We start from the raw sequence: 17809 nt of genomic DNA, 5'->3' as shown, positions 1-17809 counted from the left end.
TTTTGGGATATATTTGCTTTTATCTATTTTATAAGGCCTGTTCAGGGAAATATCGACCTGATGGCCAACAATACTAAAGAATTTCTTTGATGAAGTTTATCGTATCCAGTACATATTTATTGAAACAATTACAGGTTTTGGGAGGAGTTATCAACAATAGCAACACCCTACCCATACTCGACAATTTTTTGTTCGACCTGAAGAAGAACCAATTGACCGTTTCCGCTTCGGACCTTGAAACCACCATAAGCTCTGTGCTGGAAGTGGATTCCGATGCCGAAGGTGCCATTGCCGTACCCGCACGACTGTTGCTGGATACCTTGAAAACCTTTCCCGAACAGCCCCTTACCTTTGTGGTCGAGGACAACAATACAGTGGAGATCAGCTCCAACCATGGTAAATATGCCTTGGCCTATGCCGATGGTGCCGAGTTCCCCAAAGCAGTGGAAGTAGGTAATCCAAGCTCCACCACGCTTTTGGGCGATATTTTGGCAACAGCCATCAACAAGACCATTTTTGCCGCTGGGAACGATGACCTTCGTCCCGTGATGAGCGGGGTATTTTTCCAGTTTTCCCCGGAGAACCTTACGTTTGTGGCCACTGATGCGCATAAATTGGTGAAATACCAACGCCAGGATGTCAGTGCTTCCCAGGTGGCCGAGTTCATCATGCCCAAGAAGCCATTGAACCTTTTGAAAGGCATATTGGCCGGTTCGGAATCCGAAGTGACCATAGAGTACAACGACAGCAACGCCAAGTTCATTTTTGATAACACGGTACTCATCTGTAGGCTGATCGATGGCAAATATCCCAATTACGAAGCTGTGATTCCTAAGGAAAACCCGAACAAGCTCACCATTTCCAGAAACCAGTTCTTGAGCTCGGTACGTAGGGTTTCCATTTTTTCCAATAAGACTACCCACCAAATCCGTTTAAAGATTGCTGGAGCAGAGCTCAATATTTCTGCGGAGGATGTGGATTACAGCAACAAGGCCGAGGAAAGACTCTCTTGTTCCTACCAAGGGGATGATATGCAGATAGGCTTCAACTCTAGGTTTTTGTTGGAAATGCTCAACAACCTCTCCTCGGACGATGTTTCCTTGGAAATGAGTTTGCCTAACAGAGCTGGAATCCTCACCCCAATCGATGGGCTTGATGAAGGTGAGCATGTGACCATGCTTGTAATGCCTGTAATGCTCAATAGTTAGGGGTATTCCTACATGTTTTAGTGGCTGATTTTTGACTTTCATTGCTCCAATGTCATTAATCGATAATTGTCAACGTTCATCGTCTTAAATGTTCAATAGGTACAATTTCATATAATTTTAACAAATTATTGAATTAAACCTTAAACTATTGAACATGAAAAAATTAACACTGACCTTATTTGCTATATCAGCATTTACATTTTTCTCTTGTGAGGTAGAGCCTGCAGGGGAAGATACTCTAAAAAGCGTAGGACTGACAGCTGAAGACTGCAGTGTCTCCGTTCTTCCCGAATTGCCTTCCGTGGTGAATGCATGCACCACAGCAAAAGGACCTGATGCCAATGGCACTTATTTTGACCTAACTGTTAATGATTCCAATCTCGCAGGAAACTATGGAGCTTGGTGTGCGGACGTTGATTTGGGTCTAGATGCAAATGAATGTTTTGAGGCACTTGTTTTCTCAAGCTATGATGTATTACCAGAAGGCGCATTTGAAAACCCAGACAACTTTGACTTGGTCAATTGGATCCTAAACCAAAATTTTGTTGGAAAGGCTAGCCCCAGTGGAGGTGTATATACCTTTGGGGATGTACAATGGGCCATTTGGGAACTTATCGATAACCAAAACTGTATTGCTTGCTCCTTTTTAGGGAGTGATTGGAGTACAATAAAAGGCCAAGAAATTGTTGATGAGGCCATTGCAAATGGTGAAGGTTATATGCCTGGTGCTGGTGAATCTTTGGGCATTGTATTGTTGCCAAAAAATAGAAGGCAGCCTGTCATAATCACCATTCCATTGGAGTGTGAGCCAGAGCCAGTTTGTGAAACAGCTTTTGCAAGAACAGATGATGGCAGCAATTGCTTCATCGGAAACGGTTTTAACCGTTGGGGCTGGTCCATTGGTCCATTGGCCGAGGGCACTGAAGAAACTTATGAAATCTATGCGGGAGCTGGTCAGTGTGACATCTCCAAGGGCACTTTGGTAGGTACAGTCGATGTAAGCTATGTAGGTGGAAATGTAACTGTCACATACAACATTGATGAAGCCTTCACTGTTTCTGAAACCCACACCTATGCCGGTAATGCAATGTTCCCAGTGGACAAAAAAGGAAAACCAACCGTAGCTCCTGGACAATTTAGCATTCAGACAAATCTTTCCGGTGAAATTTACGTAATCGCCCACGCCGATGTGTGCGGACAGTTTTAAAGATTATTGAACAAAACAATTCAAAAAGGCTAGAACAAATGTTCTAGCCTTTTTTGTTTTCATTCACTATTTTCTTTCTTTTACCAGACGACAATAAAGGAATTTCTTCCACATACTCAAAGGAGATTATGGCCCCACTTCCCAAGTAGGGTCTAAAATAGTTTATGATTCTATCCTCTTGTACCTTTTCCTTTTTGGCATTAAGCCTGAAAACATAACTCTTGTCCCCAACCTGTACAAACTGGAACTGGCTGATTTCACCAAAATCCAATACCATGTAAAAATAATGGGGGGAAACCATTTTTCCATTGGTATCATAAACGGTATCCATGCGCCTACCTTGAATTGTCGACAGAAAAGGATATCCTGCACCATCCTCTTCATACACTGCCATGTCCCCTGTATCATAACGAATCATGGGCATGGAATAATTAAACAAATCGGTGACCACCACTCGTCCAAGTTCCCCATGGGCTACATGCTCATCTGAATCCATTTTTAAGATCTCGAAATAATAACTGGCCCAATTGAGCATATACGTGTCGGGAGCCTCTTGGCTCTGTTGTGCCAAAATTCCATTCTCTTGGTTGGAATAACGCTCGTATACTTTGGTGTCGAAATACTTGGCCATCCTGCTGCGTTCGGCATTTTTGAGGCTCTCAGCAAAAGAGATCACTGTATTGACCCCTTTAATTTTAGGTTGCTGTGTCAGTTGATCGAGATGGTTGCACAATTCTTCAAAAAAAGATGGATACCCCAATATGTTCTTGGGTGACATATCCCTCTCCAAATCAGAAATCAGTCGGTCCATATCTTTCGGCAAGGTATCGGTCACATTATGGGCATAAATATTCTGCATAAAGGATAACAAACTGCCTTTTCTATTCTTGTGGTCCCACAATTTGATGATCACAAACTTATCTCCAAAGACTCCACCTGCCCTTTCCGAAAAATAAATCACATCGGCCGTGTTCCTACTTTTCTTGTTCTTATCTTGAAAAACCCCAAAAGGAACACCTGTGGAACCGCTGCTGGATACTTTATAAAGTTTCGAATCCTTGTAACGCATGGATTTAAAATCTTCATAGTTCCCCAAAATCCTGTTTTTGTCAATGACCGGAAAATCTTTTAAACTTTGAAAGTCCCTATATTTCGCATAAAAAGGAGTGGTGGCGGTTGAATGCCTTAAGAGCCTTTCCAAATTATCATTTCTGATCTTTGCGTTCTCATCAGTAAACGGGGGTTCAAGAAGCTTCTTGATTTCCTTGTAATGGTTTCTGATTGGAGATCCTTTTAAAAAATCCAATCCCCAAAAGACATTCCTCCTTAGAAGGGTCATTAATTTCATGCAATATTATTGTTCAGTTGAAAGAGAAAAGTGCTCATGCCCTATATATATCCGTTTGTAAGGCATGAGCAGTTTTCCTTTTTCCATATGGCCTGGTAAACTTGGCAGGCACTTCCTAATAAACGGAAAAAACAACAACATCTTTTACCAACCTACCTCAAACGCTCTCCTTTTTAAAATAGTATGATTTAGAAAAAGTGCCTGCCATCCATTTCTTTGATCGGCTGTAAAGCTGCTGAATTCACCAAAAAAATCCATGGCCAACACTTTATTTTGTATTGACCATGGATTTACTGGAAATTATATAAAAAAACCTTGACTGGGTTTGAATATTATTATCTCCTCCAATTTACTTCCAACGGATTTATATATGTGAAAGTACAGATTAGTTTCTGTAGAATAAAATATTCTTATAGTCCTTCAAACTAGGACAAAAACTTAATTGTTAGAAAATATGAAGGTGATTCTCCATTGGCCGCTTTCACCGCATTGACAATGGGAAGCACAAAGCCCATGATGCCCACAGCAATTAGCCCTAGTATACCAAGTCCCAGCAACAATATGGCAGGAATGCTCAGTATGATATAGAGCAACAAGCTCAATTGCAGGTTGATGATGGCCTTTCCATGCTCATCCATCCCCTCGACACTTTTTCTGGATGCCAGCCAAATAATGAGCGGAACAATGAATCCCCCAAAGCCTGTTACATAGTGCAATAGTTGGGTAAGATGCGCAACGGACAACAAAGTGGTGTCCTTCCTGACGGTGGTTTGATTGATGACTTCCATTTTTTGATTGTTTTGATGATTCAACTAATCAGTGTGTTAAATACCAAAAATGTTACAGCTTTCTACTAATTCGTACTTTTGTGCCCATGTCATACGCAGATAACATAGTGGCCTTGGCAACTCCTTCGGGCACAGGGGCCATTGCCGTGATCAGGGTGTCCGGATTAGATGCCATTACTTTGGTAGACAATATTTTCCAGTCCATCAAAGGAAAAAAACTGAAAGACCAGAAGACCCATACCATCCATTTGGGACATATAGCGGATGGAAAAAAGATTTTGGATGAGGCACTGGTGTCCATTTTCAAGGGACCCCATTCCTATACGGGCGAAAACGTGGTGGAAATTTCCTGCCATGGCTCTCCTTTTATACAACAACAGATCATTCAGCTTTTACTTCGAAGCGGTTGCAGAAGTGCCTCTGCAGGGGAATTTACCTTACGTGCCTTTCTCAACGGAAAAATGGATTTGAGCCAGGCCGAGGCCGTTGCGGACCTTATTGCCAGTGATAGTGAGGCGGCCCATGACATTGCCATGCAGCAGATGCGGGGCGGTTTCAGCAACGAAATCCAAAAACTGCGGGAAGAGCTGCTCAACTTTGCATCTCTCATTGAACTGGAGCTCGATTTTTCCCAAGAGGATGTCGAATTTGCAGACCGTACACAGTTCGCCGAGCTCTTGAACCGGATAAGCGAGGTACTCAAAAAATTGATTGATTCCTTTGCCTTGGGCAATGTGATCAAAAATGGCATCCCTGTGGCCATCGTTGGCCAACCCAATGTGGGGAAATCTACACTCCTCAATGTACTGCTCAATGAAGAAAGGGCCATTGTGAGCGACATTGCAGGCACTACAAGGGATACCGTGGAAGACCACATCAGTATCAAGGGCATCAATTTTAGGTTTATCGATACCGCAGGAATCAGGGAAACCCAGGACGTGGTCGAAAAAATTGGCATTGAACGTACTTTTGACAAAATTGAAAAGGCCCGATTGATCATCTATCTCTTTGACCGTCTCGATTTTGACAGGCAAGAACTGGAACGTATCCAAAACCGATATCCCAACAAGCAGTTGTTGCCCATTTGCAATAAAATGGACCTCTTGGACGATGATCAGATCCAGCTATTGAAAACGCAGATTCCCAATGTGCTCTTTCTTTCTGCAAAACATAAAATAGGTATCGGTGAGCTTGAAAAGAAGTTACTTGACCTTGTAGATTCCGGAGCATTGAGTGGCGATAGCACCATCATTACCAATAGCAGGCACTACGATGCCCTGCTGAAGGCATTGGAAGAAATCCAAAAAGTAAAAGAAGGCATGGACATGGATGTTTCCAGTGATTTTTTGTCCATCGACATCCGTCAAGCCCTATTTCACCTTGGGGAGATTACAGGAAGCGTGACCACCGATGATCTTTTGGGAAATATCTTCTCCAATTTTTGCATCGGAAAATAGGCTTTTTCAATCGATAGACTTGTCTTCTCTCATTTCCACAAAACGGTACAGGTCATCCGTGGCCTGCAACAGTTTTCCTTGGAGTGATTCGTTCAGATTCGGATTTTCTGCCAAATAACGTTCCACTATGGAATAAGCATCCTGGGATTGGTATTGACCAACCGTGTTGCTGAGCCATCCTTTAGGAAAGAAGATGTCCCCTGTTTTCTGGATCTCTTCGAGCAGTTCCAAAGCCAAGGGCAAATGCTTGATTGCAGATTCCTGTCGCAGTGGGTGATGGACATATCCACAAGCGGTGAGCACCCACGACTCCTTTTCTCGGTTACTTGCATCACTCAAGGATACAAAAAAAGCATCCCGTTCCGATTCATTGGAAGAGAGTGCAGGCCTCAAAAAGTCAAAACGCTTCAACTTGTCGGGATTGGTCAGTTGTGCTCTGGCATTATCCAAGATGTTATCGGCATCCTTGTGCCCAAAAAGTGCCAAGGTCATTGCCATATCGGTAAAATCATCCTCGTTCAACTTTAAATCCCGGATGGTCACTGCCTTGTTCCAAATACTGAACAGTTTTGCTTTGGCCTCATCCGAATAAGCCAATCCTTTCCATAGACCAAAAAGATTTTTCTTGATATTGGGTGCATGTTGCCCATCAGTCAGCTCTTTCCAGAGCATTTTTTCCAACAAAGGCTGCTCTTTATTGCGTTCTTCCACTGTAAGATAGCTCCAGAAAATACCACTGGCCTGACCGCATAGCATGCCATGTATCAATTCATTGCGCTCTGCTTGTATCCCCTTGGCAAAAAAGTCCAGTCCTTTCTTTGGGGAAATAGCACCTGAAAGGATATTTTCATAGGTGTTCAAATAGGCATGTCCTCTCGCAACTTCATCTTCCAATCGCTGTATGATCGGAAAATCCAAAGTCCCCATCGGAAAAATTCCATAGCCAAAAGCATTGGAATTGTAGAGAATGGCCTCTGGTTTGGGTTTTCCGGCAGCTTTGGCCACGATGGCCATACTGTCCGATATGGAAACCGGTAGCACAAGCACGCTGTCCGGGTACACTAAGGCAATCTCAAAGGATTGGGGCCACAGTTTGCCACTGCCATCTTCGGCTCGCTGTGAAATGGAAAGCTGCTTTATTTTTTCGTTTTCATAACTTATATCCTCATCGAAAATGGGCCTTCCCGATTGGTTCACCCATACCTCGCTCCATTTTTTCAGGTCATTGGGCGTTTTATCATCCAATATTTCTACCAAATCTTTCCATGTGGCATTGCCATAGGCAAATCGGGAAATATATTCCCGAATGCCTTCCCGAAACCCTGTCTCACCTATGGCAGCTTCCAGTTGACGCATCATGATAGGGGCCTTGTTATAGATGATGCCGCCATACAAACTGCCCGCATTCTTCAGGTTGTCCAATTGCTGGCGGATGGGATTGGTGCCACGGGTTCTGTCCTCCGCATAGGCTCCCCGGTAGTGTGCCGTCATGAACTGTAATTGGTGGTTGACATCGGGAAAGGTCGGGTTGATGATCTTATCTGCCATAAAATTGGCAAACACCTCTTTCATCCAGACATCGTTGAACCAGTCCATGGTGACCAGGTCGCCAAACCACATATGCGCTGTTTCGTGTGCAATGAGCTTTGCCCTGCCCAGATGTTGTCGTTCGGTAGCACTTGCGTCCAAAAACAGGGAAGATTCCCGATACTGGATGGCCCCCACATGCTCCATGCCCCCGTACTGGAATCCGGGAATAGCGGCAAAATCCAACTTTTGGAAAGGAAATTCATATTCCGTATAACCCTGCAAGAAATCAATGGACCGTTGGTGCAGGTCATACACGATGGGCAAACTGGGTCTTACCTTGGCCGTATCGCTCTCCCGATAAAGGAAGGTCATATCGAAGATGCCCGGGTTCTCTGTGAACGACTCAAACTTGCCCGCTACCATCGAAAAAAGATAGGTGCTCATGGGGTCGCTCTTCGCAAACTGATAGTGTACCTTGCCTGCCTGCTCAGTCTTATTTTCCAAGGTAGCACCGCAAAGCACTTTCCACTCCTTTGGAGCCGTTACGTCCAAAATATAGTTTGCCTTGATATTGGGCTGATCAAAACAAGGGAAAAGGGTACTCGCCCGTTCCGGCACCAGCAAGGTATAGAGGTAATCCTCATTTCGGTTCAGGGACTGTTCGCCCGCACTGAATAAAACTTCTATCACGTTGTTGCCTTTTTGGAGACCTTCCGAGATGATCAAATGTTCTTTTTGATGATGGATCTCCTGCTGGCTGCCATTGACCATAACCTGTTTCAACAGCGAGGCATCTGCATTAAAATCGAGGTACAAGGGTCGGGAAAGGTCATGGACCTGCAGTTCCAGTTTCAGCTTTGAAGGAATTGGCTGCGTTTTATCTTCTGGAATGTCAAAAGAAAGACCATAGACCACATCGGAAACCTGTTCCTTGCGGTACTCGGCCATGGTAAGGGGTATGCCAACATCCAATAGATCAATACGTTTGGGTTGGCACGAAAGGAAGAAAAGGGAAATCCCAAGAAACAGGAGAATAGTCTTTTTCATCTGGTTGTTTTCATTGTTTTTTAAAAGTCGGAAAAATGACCCATCAAATCAATCGGTCAACACATAATTGACCTTGTCCACTCCAGTATTGCCTGTGGTGGGGTCGTATGCATAGACCGTCACTTCATAATATCCTGCCTCAGCAATCTCCATCCGTCCTTCAAAAACATTTCGCGAAGGGTTGTTCAAGGGTATCGTGGCCAGCGTAGTTCCGTCCTTTTTCAGGATGGCCACCACTTCCATAGGTGTTGAGTCCCAAGTGCCCCCTTTTTCTATGGGACAACCACACATCATCACCATGTTGGCACGGATATCCAAACCATTACCGATGGATTGCTTCGAAATGTACTGGTGCGTGTTGGGCGTGAGGATATCGATGATAAAACCTGGGATTTCTACCACAACACCATCTCCCAAAATGTCCTTTCCTGGGATAAGCCACAGTTCGGTGCTGGCATGTACCTGTGCGTTTTTCTTGTTGTAAGGGGATAACACCTCCACAAGCACAAAAGTGGGCTCGTCTATGTCCACCACCGCCAAAAACCCTGCAGTCTTATCATCCGTGAGTTGGGTGTTGCGGCCAATGGGAGTCTTCATGATGAGATCCGTGTTCCCCGTACTGCCCGTGGTGATCCCTTCGGCCAGTATTTTGTTATTTGTGCTGTTTCTGACAATAACATAGGCCCCACCAATGGAACTGCCAATAAATTTGGCATCCTTGGCCTTGGCCCTGACCATCAGTTTGGTCTCGGTGGCGGAAACGGTGAAACTCAAGGCCAACAATAGCGTCAGTAGAATTGATTTTTTCATGGGTTGGTGCTGATTTTATGGAACGGGAAGTGTGTACTGCTTTCCCTTTTTAAACTTAGTGTTTTTTATTGATTTTATGGTAAATTGGTGGAATGGATGGATTTTATAATTTACATGGACATGAACAAGATTCATAAAAGTTTTTCATTTTTCCCGCCCACACCCATAAATCGCCAACAACTATTTCAATGAACAACATGATAACCAGTCGATAAAATGAAGCAAATACTTCCCATTCCCGGTTTGCTGCTTTTCATTTTTACCACATGTAATCCCTCAAAAACAGAACCCCAAAAAATGGAACCCACTGCAACAGAAGAACTGGCCTTTGCCAGCGGATATTCCGAAGTGAACGGCCTAAAAATGTATTATGAGATCCACGGACAGGGAAAACCCCTCGTCCTAATCCACGGGGGCGGTTCCACTATTCCCTCCAATTTTGGGAAAGTTATCCCATTATTTGCCAAAAACAGACAAGTGATAGCCGTGGAGCTTCAGGCGCATGGGCGCACGAACGACAGGGGCACGGACTCTTCCTTTGAGCAGGATGCCGACGATGTTGCAACACTCCTCCACAACCTGAAGGTGGACAAAGCCGATTTTTTCGGTTTCAGCAATGGCGGGACAACAACCTTGCAGATTGCCATCCGCCATCCGGAATTGGTCACCAAAATGGTTTTGGGTTCTGCACTTGCCAAACGCAATGGGGTTCCCGAATGGTTTTGGGACTTTATGCAGCAGTCAAAACTGGAAAACATGCCCGAGCAACTCCAAACTGCATACAAAGAAGTGGCTGCAGATACTTCTGGTTTGCAATTGATGCATGACAGGGATGCCAAACGAATGGTAAACTTCAAGGACATCCCCGACGAGCATATCGAGGCCATTCAAGCACCCACACTGATCATTATCGGCGACAAGGACATTATCAGCCCTGAACACGCCATGGAACTCCACCGACAGATTACCCATTCGGAACTGGCCATCATCCCAGGCGGACATGGGGAATATATCGGGGAAATAACCACGATTCAACCTGATTTTAAAGAAAGTCAACTCGTTGTCCCCATGATTGAAAAGTTTTTGGACAAAGAATAAATGGACATTTAGATGAGTAGAAAAATTGTAGAAAACATCATCGTTCAGTTAAGGGATATCCAAAATGGAAAGACCTGGTACGATGACAATTTGGAGAACAAAATTGAGCCGATATCGGAAACACAGGCCTTTGAAAGACCTATTCCCGAAGTCCATAGCGCGGCGGAGCTGATTTATCACATTTGGGTCTGGCGTATGCACGCCATAAAGCTGCTTCGTGGGCAGGAATCCAAGCTGGGCATTGAAAGTCCTGAAAACTGGAAAAGGAATGAGGCGTTGAAAAAAATGGGGTGGAAAAAGCTAAAGGCAAACCTGCGGGAGAGCCAAGCCGAATTGATAGCGTTTCTCTCCGACAAGAATGATGATTATCTGGAGAACAACACCTACAAACCAAATCATACCCTGAAATATTTGGTCGAGGGAATCATCCATCACGATTTATACCATTTGGGACAAATCGGGATTACAATCAAACTATTGGATATGGACAGGTGAAATCAATTCACCTTTCGCATCAGGTTGGTGCCCAAGAGGACCATGTAGAGGAGCACGACACCGTTGACAATCAAAAAAGCCAGTTCCATTTTGGATAAAAATGCGTTCATGCCCAAGGAGCGGTTGGAGTTTTGGGTCATTTGACCACCTTCCGTGAACTGTACGCTTTCCAGATCGTCCAAATTTTTCCGGATTTCCTGCAATTCCCGTCTAATGTCCTGCTGTATGGCCATAGTAGGGCCTTTCGGTCCATTGGACAGCACAGTTTCAAGGGACATCAATTCCCCATGGTTCTTTTGGAGATCGAAAAAAAAACCGGCCTCACTTCGGGTGAGTTCGGTCTTGGAGAAATGGAACAACAACCGGTCTATGGAATCATTTTGGTCGTTCCTATGCAAAGAGCTCCCGTTTTCACCCATGGACAATTGCTTTTGGTAGAACAGGTTGCTGAGCTGGTAGATATAGTCCTGGGCCACGACACGATCATTATACACCGAGTTCACATTGTGCCGCACATTTGAGAGGTACTTGTAATCGATCAGGTTGGCCGCCAAAATCAACAAAAAGGAGGTTCCCAATACCAAAGCGAAGCGAAAACGCCGCTTTTTGGTTCCTCCCGATATGATCTTGGGTTCAAACAAATCGAAGTTCTTTTAAATGATTTTTTCATTGATTTGTGATTAGTACATCCCGGCCCCAATTTGAGCAAATCCAAAAAGAACAAGGAGCCGGGAACAGTACATCACATCAATCCATCTATATTTTGAGCAATTCTCCGGATTCCAGAGCTTTGTCAACGTTGGCCGCTACTTGCCAGTGGCTGCCAAAAAATCGGTTTCCGTCGACCCTCTTGATCTTCACCACCTTGGTTCCGTCTTTCTTCTCCTTAACGGAAGTGACGACCACTTTTTGGCCTTCTACACTTTTATAGTTGGCAATGCCTCCCCTTTTGATGATAAAGTTGGCCCTGGGAAACTCCAAGTATTCATATTGTGGGGAATCCGGTCTTCCTATCTCAAAAGTATCCCCTACCGCCACATCTTGGGCCTGAAGGTTCATGGCTGCTATAAACAATCCAAAAAAGAAAAGGTATTTCTTCATAACTAACAGAATTTAAGGTTTATATAATTGAATCTAAATTGTTCCTTACTTGAGCAAGGGCAGTTCTTCATCTTCACTTACCGCCCATTTCACTTCTTTGATCTCAAGGCTCAGGGGGCTATTGGGCATCCCTACCAGCACTACATCGCCAATGCTCCTGCCTATCAGCGCAGCACCCAAGGTGCTTTTGACTGAAATTTGCCCTTCCTTGTTGTCGCCATCATCATGCAGCATCACCTGAAAGGTGTTCCACCAGCCTGATTTCGTGGCCACGGTCACTTTGGACCTGAGCCTTACGACTCCCTTGGGCAATTCGGAAGCATCACAGATCAAGGTATATTCCAATTGCTCCCTGAGTTCGTCCAAGGTTTCTTTGTGGGCATAATCCTGATAGTGCCTATGAAAGTTCAATACCTTTTTTATGGCCACGTAATCCGATTTCTCCATGATCAGATCGTTCCGCTTCATATTTGATCTTTTGTGGTTTCCAACTTTTTCGGGATTCGCTTCGTACATCGCCCCCTACTTTGGATGCCCTGTAAAAACATGCAACCCCAATTCGAAAAGTCAATGTGGTCGGTTATTGGCAGCATAGGGCAAACCGTATGCCCAATAATGGAAAAAAGAAATGATTGATTACAATGAATTGAATATCAATTATTTAAAAACAATCAAAAAAGAAGAAGAGATAAACTGAGTGGGGAATTTTTACCCGTATGGAGAATTTTTACCCAGTAGCTTATTTGAGTTTTTCCCGAAGGGTCTTGCGGTCTATGCCAAGAATTTCGGCCGCCTTGGTCTTGTTGTTTCCCGTGGAGGCCAATACTTTGATGATATGTTCCCTTTCCACTTCTTTCAAGGGCTTCAATACGTCTTCTGAAAAATCGATCTTGTACTTCACTTGCTCCGGCAAATGTTTGACATCTACCTGCCCATCACACATGATAACGGCCCTCTGCACCACATTTTCCAGTTCCCGGATGTTCCCAGGCCAAGGATAGCGCTCCAGTATCTTCAATGCCTCGGGCGATATACGGACCAGACGGTCCCTGTATTCCACCCCATATTTTTGTAGGAACCTATCCACCAGCAAACGAATGTCCGCGACCCGCTCCCTAAGTGGGGGAACTACAATGGAAACCACTGTTAGGCGATAATATAGATCTTCCCGAAAAAGCTTTTTTTGGATGAGTTCCTCCAAATTACTGTTGGTGGCCGCTATGACCCGCACATTGAGTTTCTCAGGTTTCTGCGCGCCCACTTTGGTCACCTCCTTTTCTTGGAGCACCCGCAATAGTTTGCCCTGAACAGCCAAGGATGCATTTCCGATCTCGTCCAAAAAAATGGTACCATTGTCCGCCGCTTGGAAAAAGCCCTTCCGGGTCTCATTGGCCCCTGTGAAGGCACCTTTGGTGTAGCCAAAAAGTTCTGCTTCCAAAAGATTTTCAGGAATGGCCCCGCAATTCACGGGAATGAAGGGTGCCCGGGCGAACCTCCCCGAATAATGGATGGACCTTGCCACCAGTTCCTTTCCCGTGCCACTTTCTCCTTGGACCAAAATCGTTGCGTGGTTGTCCTTTACCCTTTCGATGATTTCAACAATCTCCGAAAAAGCCTCGGAGGCACCTATCATTTCTCCATAACCATTGTCCTGCTTGGAGTTTGCATTTTTTGCGAGCTTCTTGGGACTCCTACTTTCCAAAGATTTTTTGACCGCATCGGCCAGTTCATTCTTGGTGAAGGGTTTTGTAAGATACTCGGTGGCGCCAGATCTAAAAACGTCCATGGCGTCATCAATGGAAGGAAAGCCTGTGACGACCAACTTGGGCATATCGGGGAAATGTTCTGCCGTGTATTTGATCAATTGGATTCCGTTGATCTCCGGCATATTGATGTCGGTAATGAGCAGGTCTATTTCCGTGTCCTTGAGAATGTACAGGGCCTCTTTCACCGAAACCGCGCTATAGGTGTGATAGTGCATGGAATTCAGGTGCCGGTGCAAGAGCTCCAGGATCTGGATATCATCATCCACCAATAGTATGTTCTCCTTCTTGAGCATATCCTTTTATACCGTTTTGGGAAATTTGATGGTAAAGATAGTGCCTTTGGGTGTATTGGGTGCATGCCCGATGGTACCTTGATGACTCTTTACAATACCGTGCACCACACTGAGTCCAAGGCCGCTCCCCTCTCCCATGGGCTTGGTGGTGAAGAATGGGGCAAAAACGGTTTCTGTCTTGTCCTTGGGTATGCCGCTGCCCTCATCCGATATTTTCAGGACCACATTTCCCTCTTTCTCCCTTACTTCGACCAAAATGGTGCTCTGGGGCGGGGAAAAATAAATGGCGTTCACGATAAGGTTGAACAATACTTGGGTGAGTTGGATCTTGTCCATTTTCAGGACAATGTCCTTTTTGTCCGCGATAAGTTTGCAGCTGATCTCATTCTGCCGCAATGTGGTGCCTAGCAGGTCTATGGCATCCTCGATGACGGGAACGATGTTCAGACTGGTTCTTTCTTGGGGCATTTCGCAAGCGAAGAACATGAGCTTTTTGACCACTTCGCGTGAAAAAATGGTATTGGTGATGATCTTGTCCAGGTCCTTTTCTGCCTTTGGGTCCCCTCCTACTCGTTCTTTCAGCAATTCCGTAAACCCCAATATATTGGCCAATGGTGTATTGAGCTCATGGGCAATCCCAGCGGTTATCTCCCCAAGGATACGCAATCGGTCCCCTTGTTCCACTTGTCTTCGGATGGCCTCTTGGTTCTCTTTAATCTCCTTTCGCTCAAGTAAGTTTCCAACTTCAAGACAAACATTGTCCAATAATTGCTTTTCCTCTACCAAAAAGTCATCCATAGTATATTTGGGAGATGGATATCCAATTTTGATATGCCCTCTTTTTTCATTGAACACTTTGACCGGTGATTTTAGAAAGACATATTTGTCCGCTGCTTTTTTTGTTCTTATCGTGGTCAAGGGTGTTTTGAGCTCCACATAGGTTTCCTCGTTGAACTGCCAAGCTCTTTGCAAACATGATGCTATGGCGCGCAGGACCTCTTCAATCTGCTCATAATCACTGTTGACGATCAACGAGGTGACTTCATAGAGGCAGGTCAGCTCCTTGATGCGTTCCTTCAATTTTTGCTCTGCGGTATGCACGGGTATCCACTTTGCTGAAAAATACGAATTCCTATCCATTTAATAGCCTTGCGTCAACGGTCCTTTCGGCTACGAAGCTTATGGATTTCGTCACCTGCAGCCTCAATAAGGCTCTTCAAGTGTGGGACGTCTTTTTTGGGGCATGACTGCTCCAAATGGTACTTTGAGCTCTCTATTAATCTTTGACAATATGCAATTTTCTCATTGACGGACAATTTGGATATGGCTTGCATATAGAGATGGTCCAATTGTTGCAATGAAGCCTTTTTGGAGCTATTTCGAAAAAAATTCAACATTATCGAACTAAAAAGGGTTGGTTTGTTCATCCTAGAATCGCCACAAAAACCAAGCCATGTTCCCCAGGGCTATTTTTCTTCCACACGAAGCATAAACCCTCTCCTGTTGACATTCACAATACTTATTCTGGAATCCCTACCCAGATGCTTTCGCAGGTGGGATATGAAAACATTGAGGCTCTTTTTGTTGAAATAGTCATTTTTGTCCCAAATGGTGGTCAATATTTCCTTATGGGTACAGAGTTGGTTCTGGTTCATGGCCAAGAGGGCAAGCAGGTCAAATTCCTTGCCGGTCAACTTAACGATTTCCCCTTTGTACCTCAGTTCGAAATTCTCTGTGTTCAGTGTATAGTCCCCAATCTCATAATGGGAAAGTTGGGGCTCTTCATCGGTCTCGGTCACCAACCGGGCCAACAATGCATTGATCCGTACCACCAATTCTTCCTCGTCTATAGGCTTTTTCAAATAGTCCACGGCACCCAATGAGAATCCTTTCAATACATCTATCTTGAGTGATCGGGCCGTGAGGAAGATGAAAGGCAGGTCTGGATTGATTCCCTTTATCTTTTGGGAGAGTTCAAATCCGTCCATGTCCGGTAGCATCACATCCAGAATGGCAAGGTCAAAGACATTGGTCTCCGTTTTCAGGAGTGCGTCCTGGGCATTCTTTGCCCAAGTGACCACAAATCCCTTCATGCCCAAATATTCTGAAAGCAGATACCCCAGCGAAGCATCGTCCTCTACCAAGATCAAGTTGTATTTTCTATCCATTGTTGGTCAATTTTAGGGAAAGAACAAAGGTGGTGCCCTCTCCCAGTTCACTTTCCACCGAAATCTTACCGCGGTGCATTCTAATTATCTTTTGTACATAGGACAGGCCCAATCCATAACCTTTAACTTTATGCACATCTCCATTTTTCACTCTATAGTATTTCCTAAAGATCTTTTTTTTGTCCTGTTTTGCAATTCCCTGCCCATTATCCGATACCGTTATCACTAAGTTTCCCTTTTCTTTGTAGGCTTCCAACCGTACCACAGGGTCATCTGAGTATTTTTTGGCATTTTCCAATAGGTTGCCGATCACATTTTCCAAATGGAACTTTTCGGCACGCATGGTAAAAGGTCCTTGTTGGAGCTGATAGCCAAAATCAACTTTCTCGTGTTTGGCGAGCAGGGCAAAATCCTCACATAACTTAAGCAATACCGGCCTAAAATCAATTTCTGCGAACTGCATCAGTTTTTTTCCTGACTCCAGAGTGGACAGTTCCAATACCTTATCAATATGCCCCTTTAATCGTTCTGTTTCCCTTCGGATGAGCTCCACAACGGGCTTTTTTTCTTCCGTCACCTCCTCTTCCAAGATCTTGCTGGCCAACCCAATGGAAAATACGGGTGTTTTGAGTTCGTGGGTCAGGTTGTTGATAAAATCGTTCGTAGTGGTGATCAAGCTGCTCTGCCAATAGAATGACCTTAAAACCCATATCACGACCACGATGATCGCTATCAGAAAAAGGATGCTTGGGATGGTGAGCCCTCTCAACTGACCCAAAAAGTACTTGTTGAGATCCTGAAAACCTAGTTCGAGGATCACTTCTTTCTGCAAAAGGTTTGGTAGGTACCCTTTGATCTCGATAGGATAGGTAAGCATTCCCTCCCCTCGGAGATGTTGTTTGGCCGAGCTGAAATATTCCGTTGAATCCCTAGCAAAAAGGGAATAGGTAAATGGCGCATCTATCCCGGAAACACCCAACTGATATGAAATGTAATCGTTAAGATAGAACTGTGATGCTTTTTGGAGGCTGTCCAAGCTTATCCTCACTTCCGAAGTGTCCTTCTTGATGGTGTTCCCAATGGTATAGGTAAGGGAATTGAACTGCGAGAGTTCCTCCCCTATATTGGTCCTGGCCCCATCGATCTTTTCCGAAAACTGGACCTTTGCCAATCCAAGGCCCACTCTCAAGTATTGGTACTGAACCACAAAAAGGCCCACCACGGACACCGCAAAAATAAAAACATACAGATTTCTCTTGGTCAGCATGATGCTAAATAAACAAAAAAACACCAGCTATTTACGCCTTGGTTAAGCCTATTAATCTTTCATTAGTCTTTTTGTCTTTTCCTTAATCCATTCCTATTCCCCAGAACCCTATCTTGGTCTTGAGTTTAGTTAGATACAATACATTCACAGTAGCGAATCCATCAGGCCGACCCTAAAGGGTCGGCTTTTTGATTGTCCTTTGGTTACAACAGGTGCGCCCATAAGT

Annotated in this window: 16 protein-coding genes; 5 read left to right on the top strand and 11 right to left on the bottom strand. The window is 44.5% G+C overall.

The features are described 5' to 3' along the window. Positions 1-89 precede the first annotated feature (89 nt). Positions 90-1208: a DNA polymerase III subunit beta gene (gene dnaN / locus D2V93_RS09115; RefSeq protein WP_072879164.1), complete on the top strand. Its 1119-nt coding sequence runs from the start codon at positions 90-92 to the stop codon at positions 1206-1208. Between the two features lie 154 nt (positions 1209-1362). After that, positions 1363-2415 carry a hypothetical protein gene (locus D2V93_RS09110; protein WP_119619255.1) on the top strand — a complete coding sequence of 351 codons (1053 nt, stop codon included), beginning with the start codon at positions 1363-1365 and terminating at the stop codon, positions 2413-2415. Between the two features lie 43 nt (positions 2416-2458). On the opposite strand, the gene D2V93_RS09105 is transcribed toward D2V93_RS09110, so the two are convergent. Both D2V93_RS09105 and D2V93_RS09100 read right to left on the bottom strand, forming a co-directional pair. After that, positions 2459-3763, bottom strand: a complete 1305-nt coding sequence (locus D2V93_RS09105) for a phenylacetate--CoA ligase family protein (RefSeq protein WP_147377396.1) — start codon at positions 3761-3763, stop codon at positions 2459-2461. Positions 3764-4188: 425 nt separating this feature from the next. Then, on the bottom strand, positions 4189-4551 hold the full coding sequence (locus D2V93_RS09100; protein ID WP_119619355.1) for a DUF4870 domain-containing protein: 363 nt from the start codon (positions 4549-4551) through the stop codon (positions 4189-4191). Positions 4552-4637: 86 nt separating this feature from the next. Between D2V93_RS09100 and mnmE the strand changes: the two genes are divergently transcribed. Further along, complete coding sequence (mnmE, locus tag D2V93_RS09095; protein ID WP_119619253.1) at positions 4638-6008, top strand: tRNA uridine-5-carboxymethylaminomethyl(34) synthesis GTPase MnmE; 1371 nt, start codon at positions 4638-4640, stop codon at positions 6006-6008. Between the two features lie 6 nt (positions 6009-6014). On the opposite strand, the gene D2V93_RS09090 is transcribed toward mnmE, so the two are convergent. After that, entirely contained in the window at positions 6015-8585 is a 2571-nt protein-coding gene (locus tag D2V93_RS09090; RefSeq protein ID WP_119619252.1) for a M1 family metallopeptidase, read from the bottom strand. A 48-nt stretch (positions 8586-8633) separates the two neighbouring features. Then, the gene (locus D2V93_RS09085; RefSeq protein ID WP_119619251.1) at positions 8634-9395 is read right to left on the bottom strand and encodes a hypothetical protein; all 762 of its coding nucleotides are present in this window, start codon (positions 9393-9395) and stop codon (positions 8634-8636) included. Positions 9396-9692: 297 nt separating this feature from the next. Between D2V93_RS09085 and D2V93_RS09080 the strand changes: the two genes are divergently transcribed. Both D2V93_RS09080 and D2V93_RS09075 read left to right on the top strand, forming a co-directional pair. After that, positions 9693-10493, top strand: a complete 801-nt coding sequence (locus tag D2V93_RS09080; RefSeq protein ID WP_220473634.1) for an alpha/beta fold hydrolase — start codon at positions 9693-9695, stop codon at positions 10491-10493. Between the two features lie 12 nt (positions 10494-10505). Then, positions 10506-10988, top strand: coding sequence for a DinB family protein (locus tag D2V93_RS09075; protein WP_119619249.1), 483 nt, complete (start codon positions 10506-10508; stop codon positions 10986-10988). Between the two features lie 2 nt (positions 10989-10990). On the opposite strand, the gene D2V93_RS09070 is transcribed toward D2V93_RS09075, so the two are convergent. The 7 genes from D2V93_RS09070 to D2V93_RS09035 all read right to left on the bottom strand — a co-directional run bounded on the left by D2V93_RS09070 (position 10991) and on the right by D2V93_RS09035 (position 17583). After that, complete coding sequence (locus tag D2V93_RS09070; RefSeq protein WP_119619248.1) at positions 10991-11629, bottom strand: hypothetical protein; 639 nt, start codon at positions 11627-11629, stop codon at positions 10991-10993. 115 nt (positions 11630-11744) lie between these two features. Then, entirely contained in the window at positions 11745-12089 is a 345-nt protein-coding gene (locus D2V93_RS09065) for a hypothetical protein (RefSeq protein ID WP_245978165.1), read from the bottom strand. Between the two features lie 45 nt (positions 12090-12134). Next, positions 12135-12557, bottom strand: a complete 423-nt coding sequence (locus D2V93_RS09060) for a GreA/GreB family elongation factor (RefSeq protein ID WP_177190069.1) — start codon at positions 12555-12557, stop codon at positions 12135-12137. Positions 12558-12828: 271 nt separating this feature from the next. Further along, entirely contained in the window at positions 12829-14148 is a 1320-nt protein-coding gene (locus D2V93_RS09055) for a sigma-54-dependent transcriptional regulator (RefSeq protein ID WP_119619247.1), read from the bottom strand. Positions 14149-14154: 6 nt separating this feature from the next. After that, complete coding sequence (locus D2V93_RS09050) at positions 14155-15288, bottom strand: sensor histidine kinase (protein WP_245750693.1); 1134 nt, start codon at positions 15286-15288, stop codon at positions 14155-14157. Between the two features lie 326 nt (positions 15289-15614). Next, positions 15615-16316, bottom strand: a complete 702-nt coding sequence (locus D2V93_RS09040) for a response regulator transcription factor (protein WP_119619245.1) — start codon at positions 16314-16316, stop codon at positions 15615-15617. Next, on the bottom strand, positions 16309-17583 hold the full coding sequence (locus D2V93_RS09035; RefSeq protein ID WP_119619244.1) for a sensor histidine kinase: 1275 nt from the start codon (positions 17581-17583) through the stop codon (positions 16309-16311). Before D2V93_RS09035 ends, D2V93_RS09040 begins: the two co-directional genes overlap by 8 nt. Positions 17584-17809: the final 226 nt, after the last annotated feature.

Source organism: Flagellimonas taeanensis (genome assembly GCF_003584105.1).
In the GTDB taxonomy this organism is placed as follows: domain Bacteria; phylum Bacteroidota; class Bacteroidia; order Flavobacteriales; family Flavobacteriaceae; genus Flagellimonas; species Flagellimonas taeanensis.
This window is presented reverse-complemented; position numbering and strand designations above follow the sequence as displayed.

Excerpts from the sequence above, each read along its gene's own strand:
- dnaN (WP_072879164.1), top strand. The coding sequence starts at position 90 with ATGAAGTTTATCGTATCCAGTACATATTTATTGAAACAATTACAGGTT.
- D2V93_RS09110 (WP_119619255.1), top strand. The coding sequence starts at position 1,363 with ATGAAAAAATTAACACTGACCTTATTTGCTATATCAGCATTTACATTT.
- D2V93_RS09105 (WP_147377396.1), bottom strand. The coding sequence starts at position 3,763 with ATGAAATTAATGACCCTTCTAAGGAGGAATGTCTTTTGGGGATTGGAT.
- D2V93_RS09100 (WP_119619355.1), bottom strand. The coding sequence starts at position 4,551 with ATGGAAGTCATCAATCAAACCACCGTCAGGAAGGACACCACTTTGTTG.
- mnmE (WP_119619253.1), top strand. The coding sequence starts at position 4,638 with ATGTCATACGCAGATAACATAGTGGCCTTGGCAACTCCTTCGGGCACA.
- D2V93_RS09090 (WP_119619252.1), bottom strand. The coding sequence starts at position 8,585 with ATGAAAAAGACTATTCTCCTGTTTCTTGGGATTTCCCTTTTCTTCCTT.
- D2V93_RS09085 (WP_119619251.1), bottom strand. The coding sequence starts at position 9,395 with ATGAAAAAATCAATTCTACTGACGCTATTGTTGGCCTTGAGTTTCACC.
- D2V93_RS09080 (WP_220473634.1), top strand. The coding sequence starts at position 9,693 with ATGGAACCCACTGCAACAGAAGAACTGGCCTTTGCCAGCGGATATTCC.
- D2V93_RS09075 (WP_119619249.1), top strand. The coding sequence starts at position 10,506 with ATGAGTAGAAAAATTGTAGAAAACATCATCGTTCAGTTAAGGGATATC.
- D2V93_RS09065 (WP_245978165.1), bottom strand. The coding sequence starts at position 12,089 with ATGAAGAAATACCTTTTCTTTTTTGGATTGTTTATAGCAGCCATGAAC.
- D2V93_RS09060 (WP_177190069.1), bottom strand. The coding sequence starts at position 12,557 with ATGAAGCGGAACGATCTGATCATGGAGAAATCGGATTACGTGGCCATA.
- D2V93_RS09055 (WP_119619247.1), bottom strand. The coding sequence starts at position 14,148 with ATGCTCAAGAAGGAGAACATACTATTGGTGGATGATGATATCCAGATC.
- D2V93_RS09050 (WP_245750693.1), bottom strand. The coding sequence starts at position 15,288 with ATGGATAGGAATTCGTATTTTTCAGCAAAGTGGATACCCGTGCATACC.
- D2V93_RS09040 (WP_119619245.1), bottom strand. The coding sequence starts at position 16,316 with ATGGATAGAAAATACAACTTGATCTTGGTAGAGGACGATGCTTCGCTG.
- D2V93_RS09035 (WP_119619244.1), bottom strand. The coding sequence starts at position 17,583 with ATGCTGACCAAGAGAAATCTGTATGTTTTTATTTTTGCGGTGTCCGTG.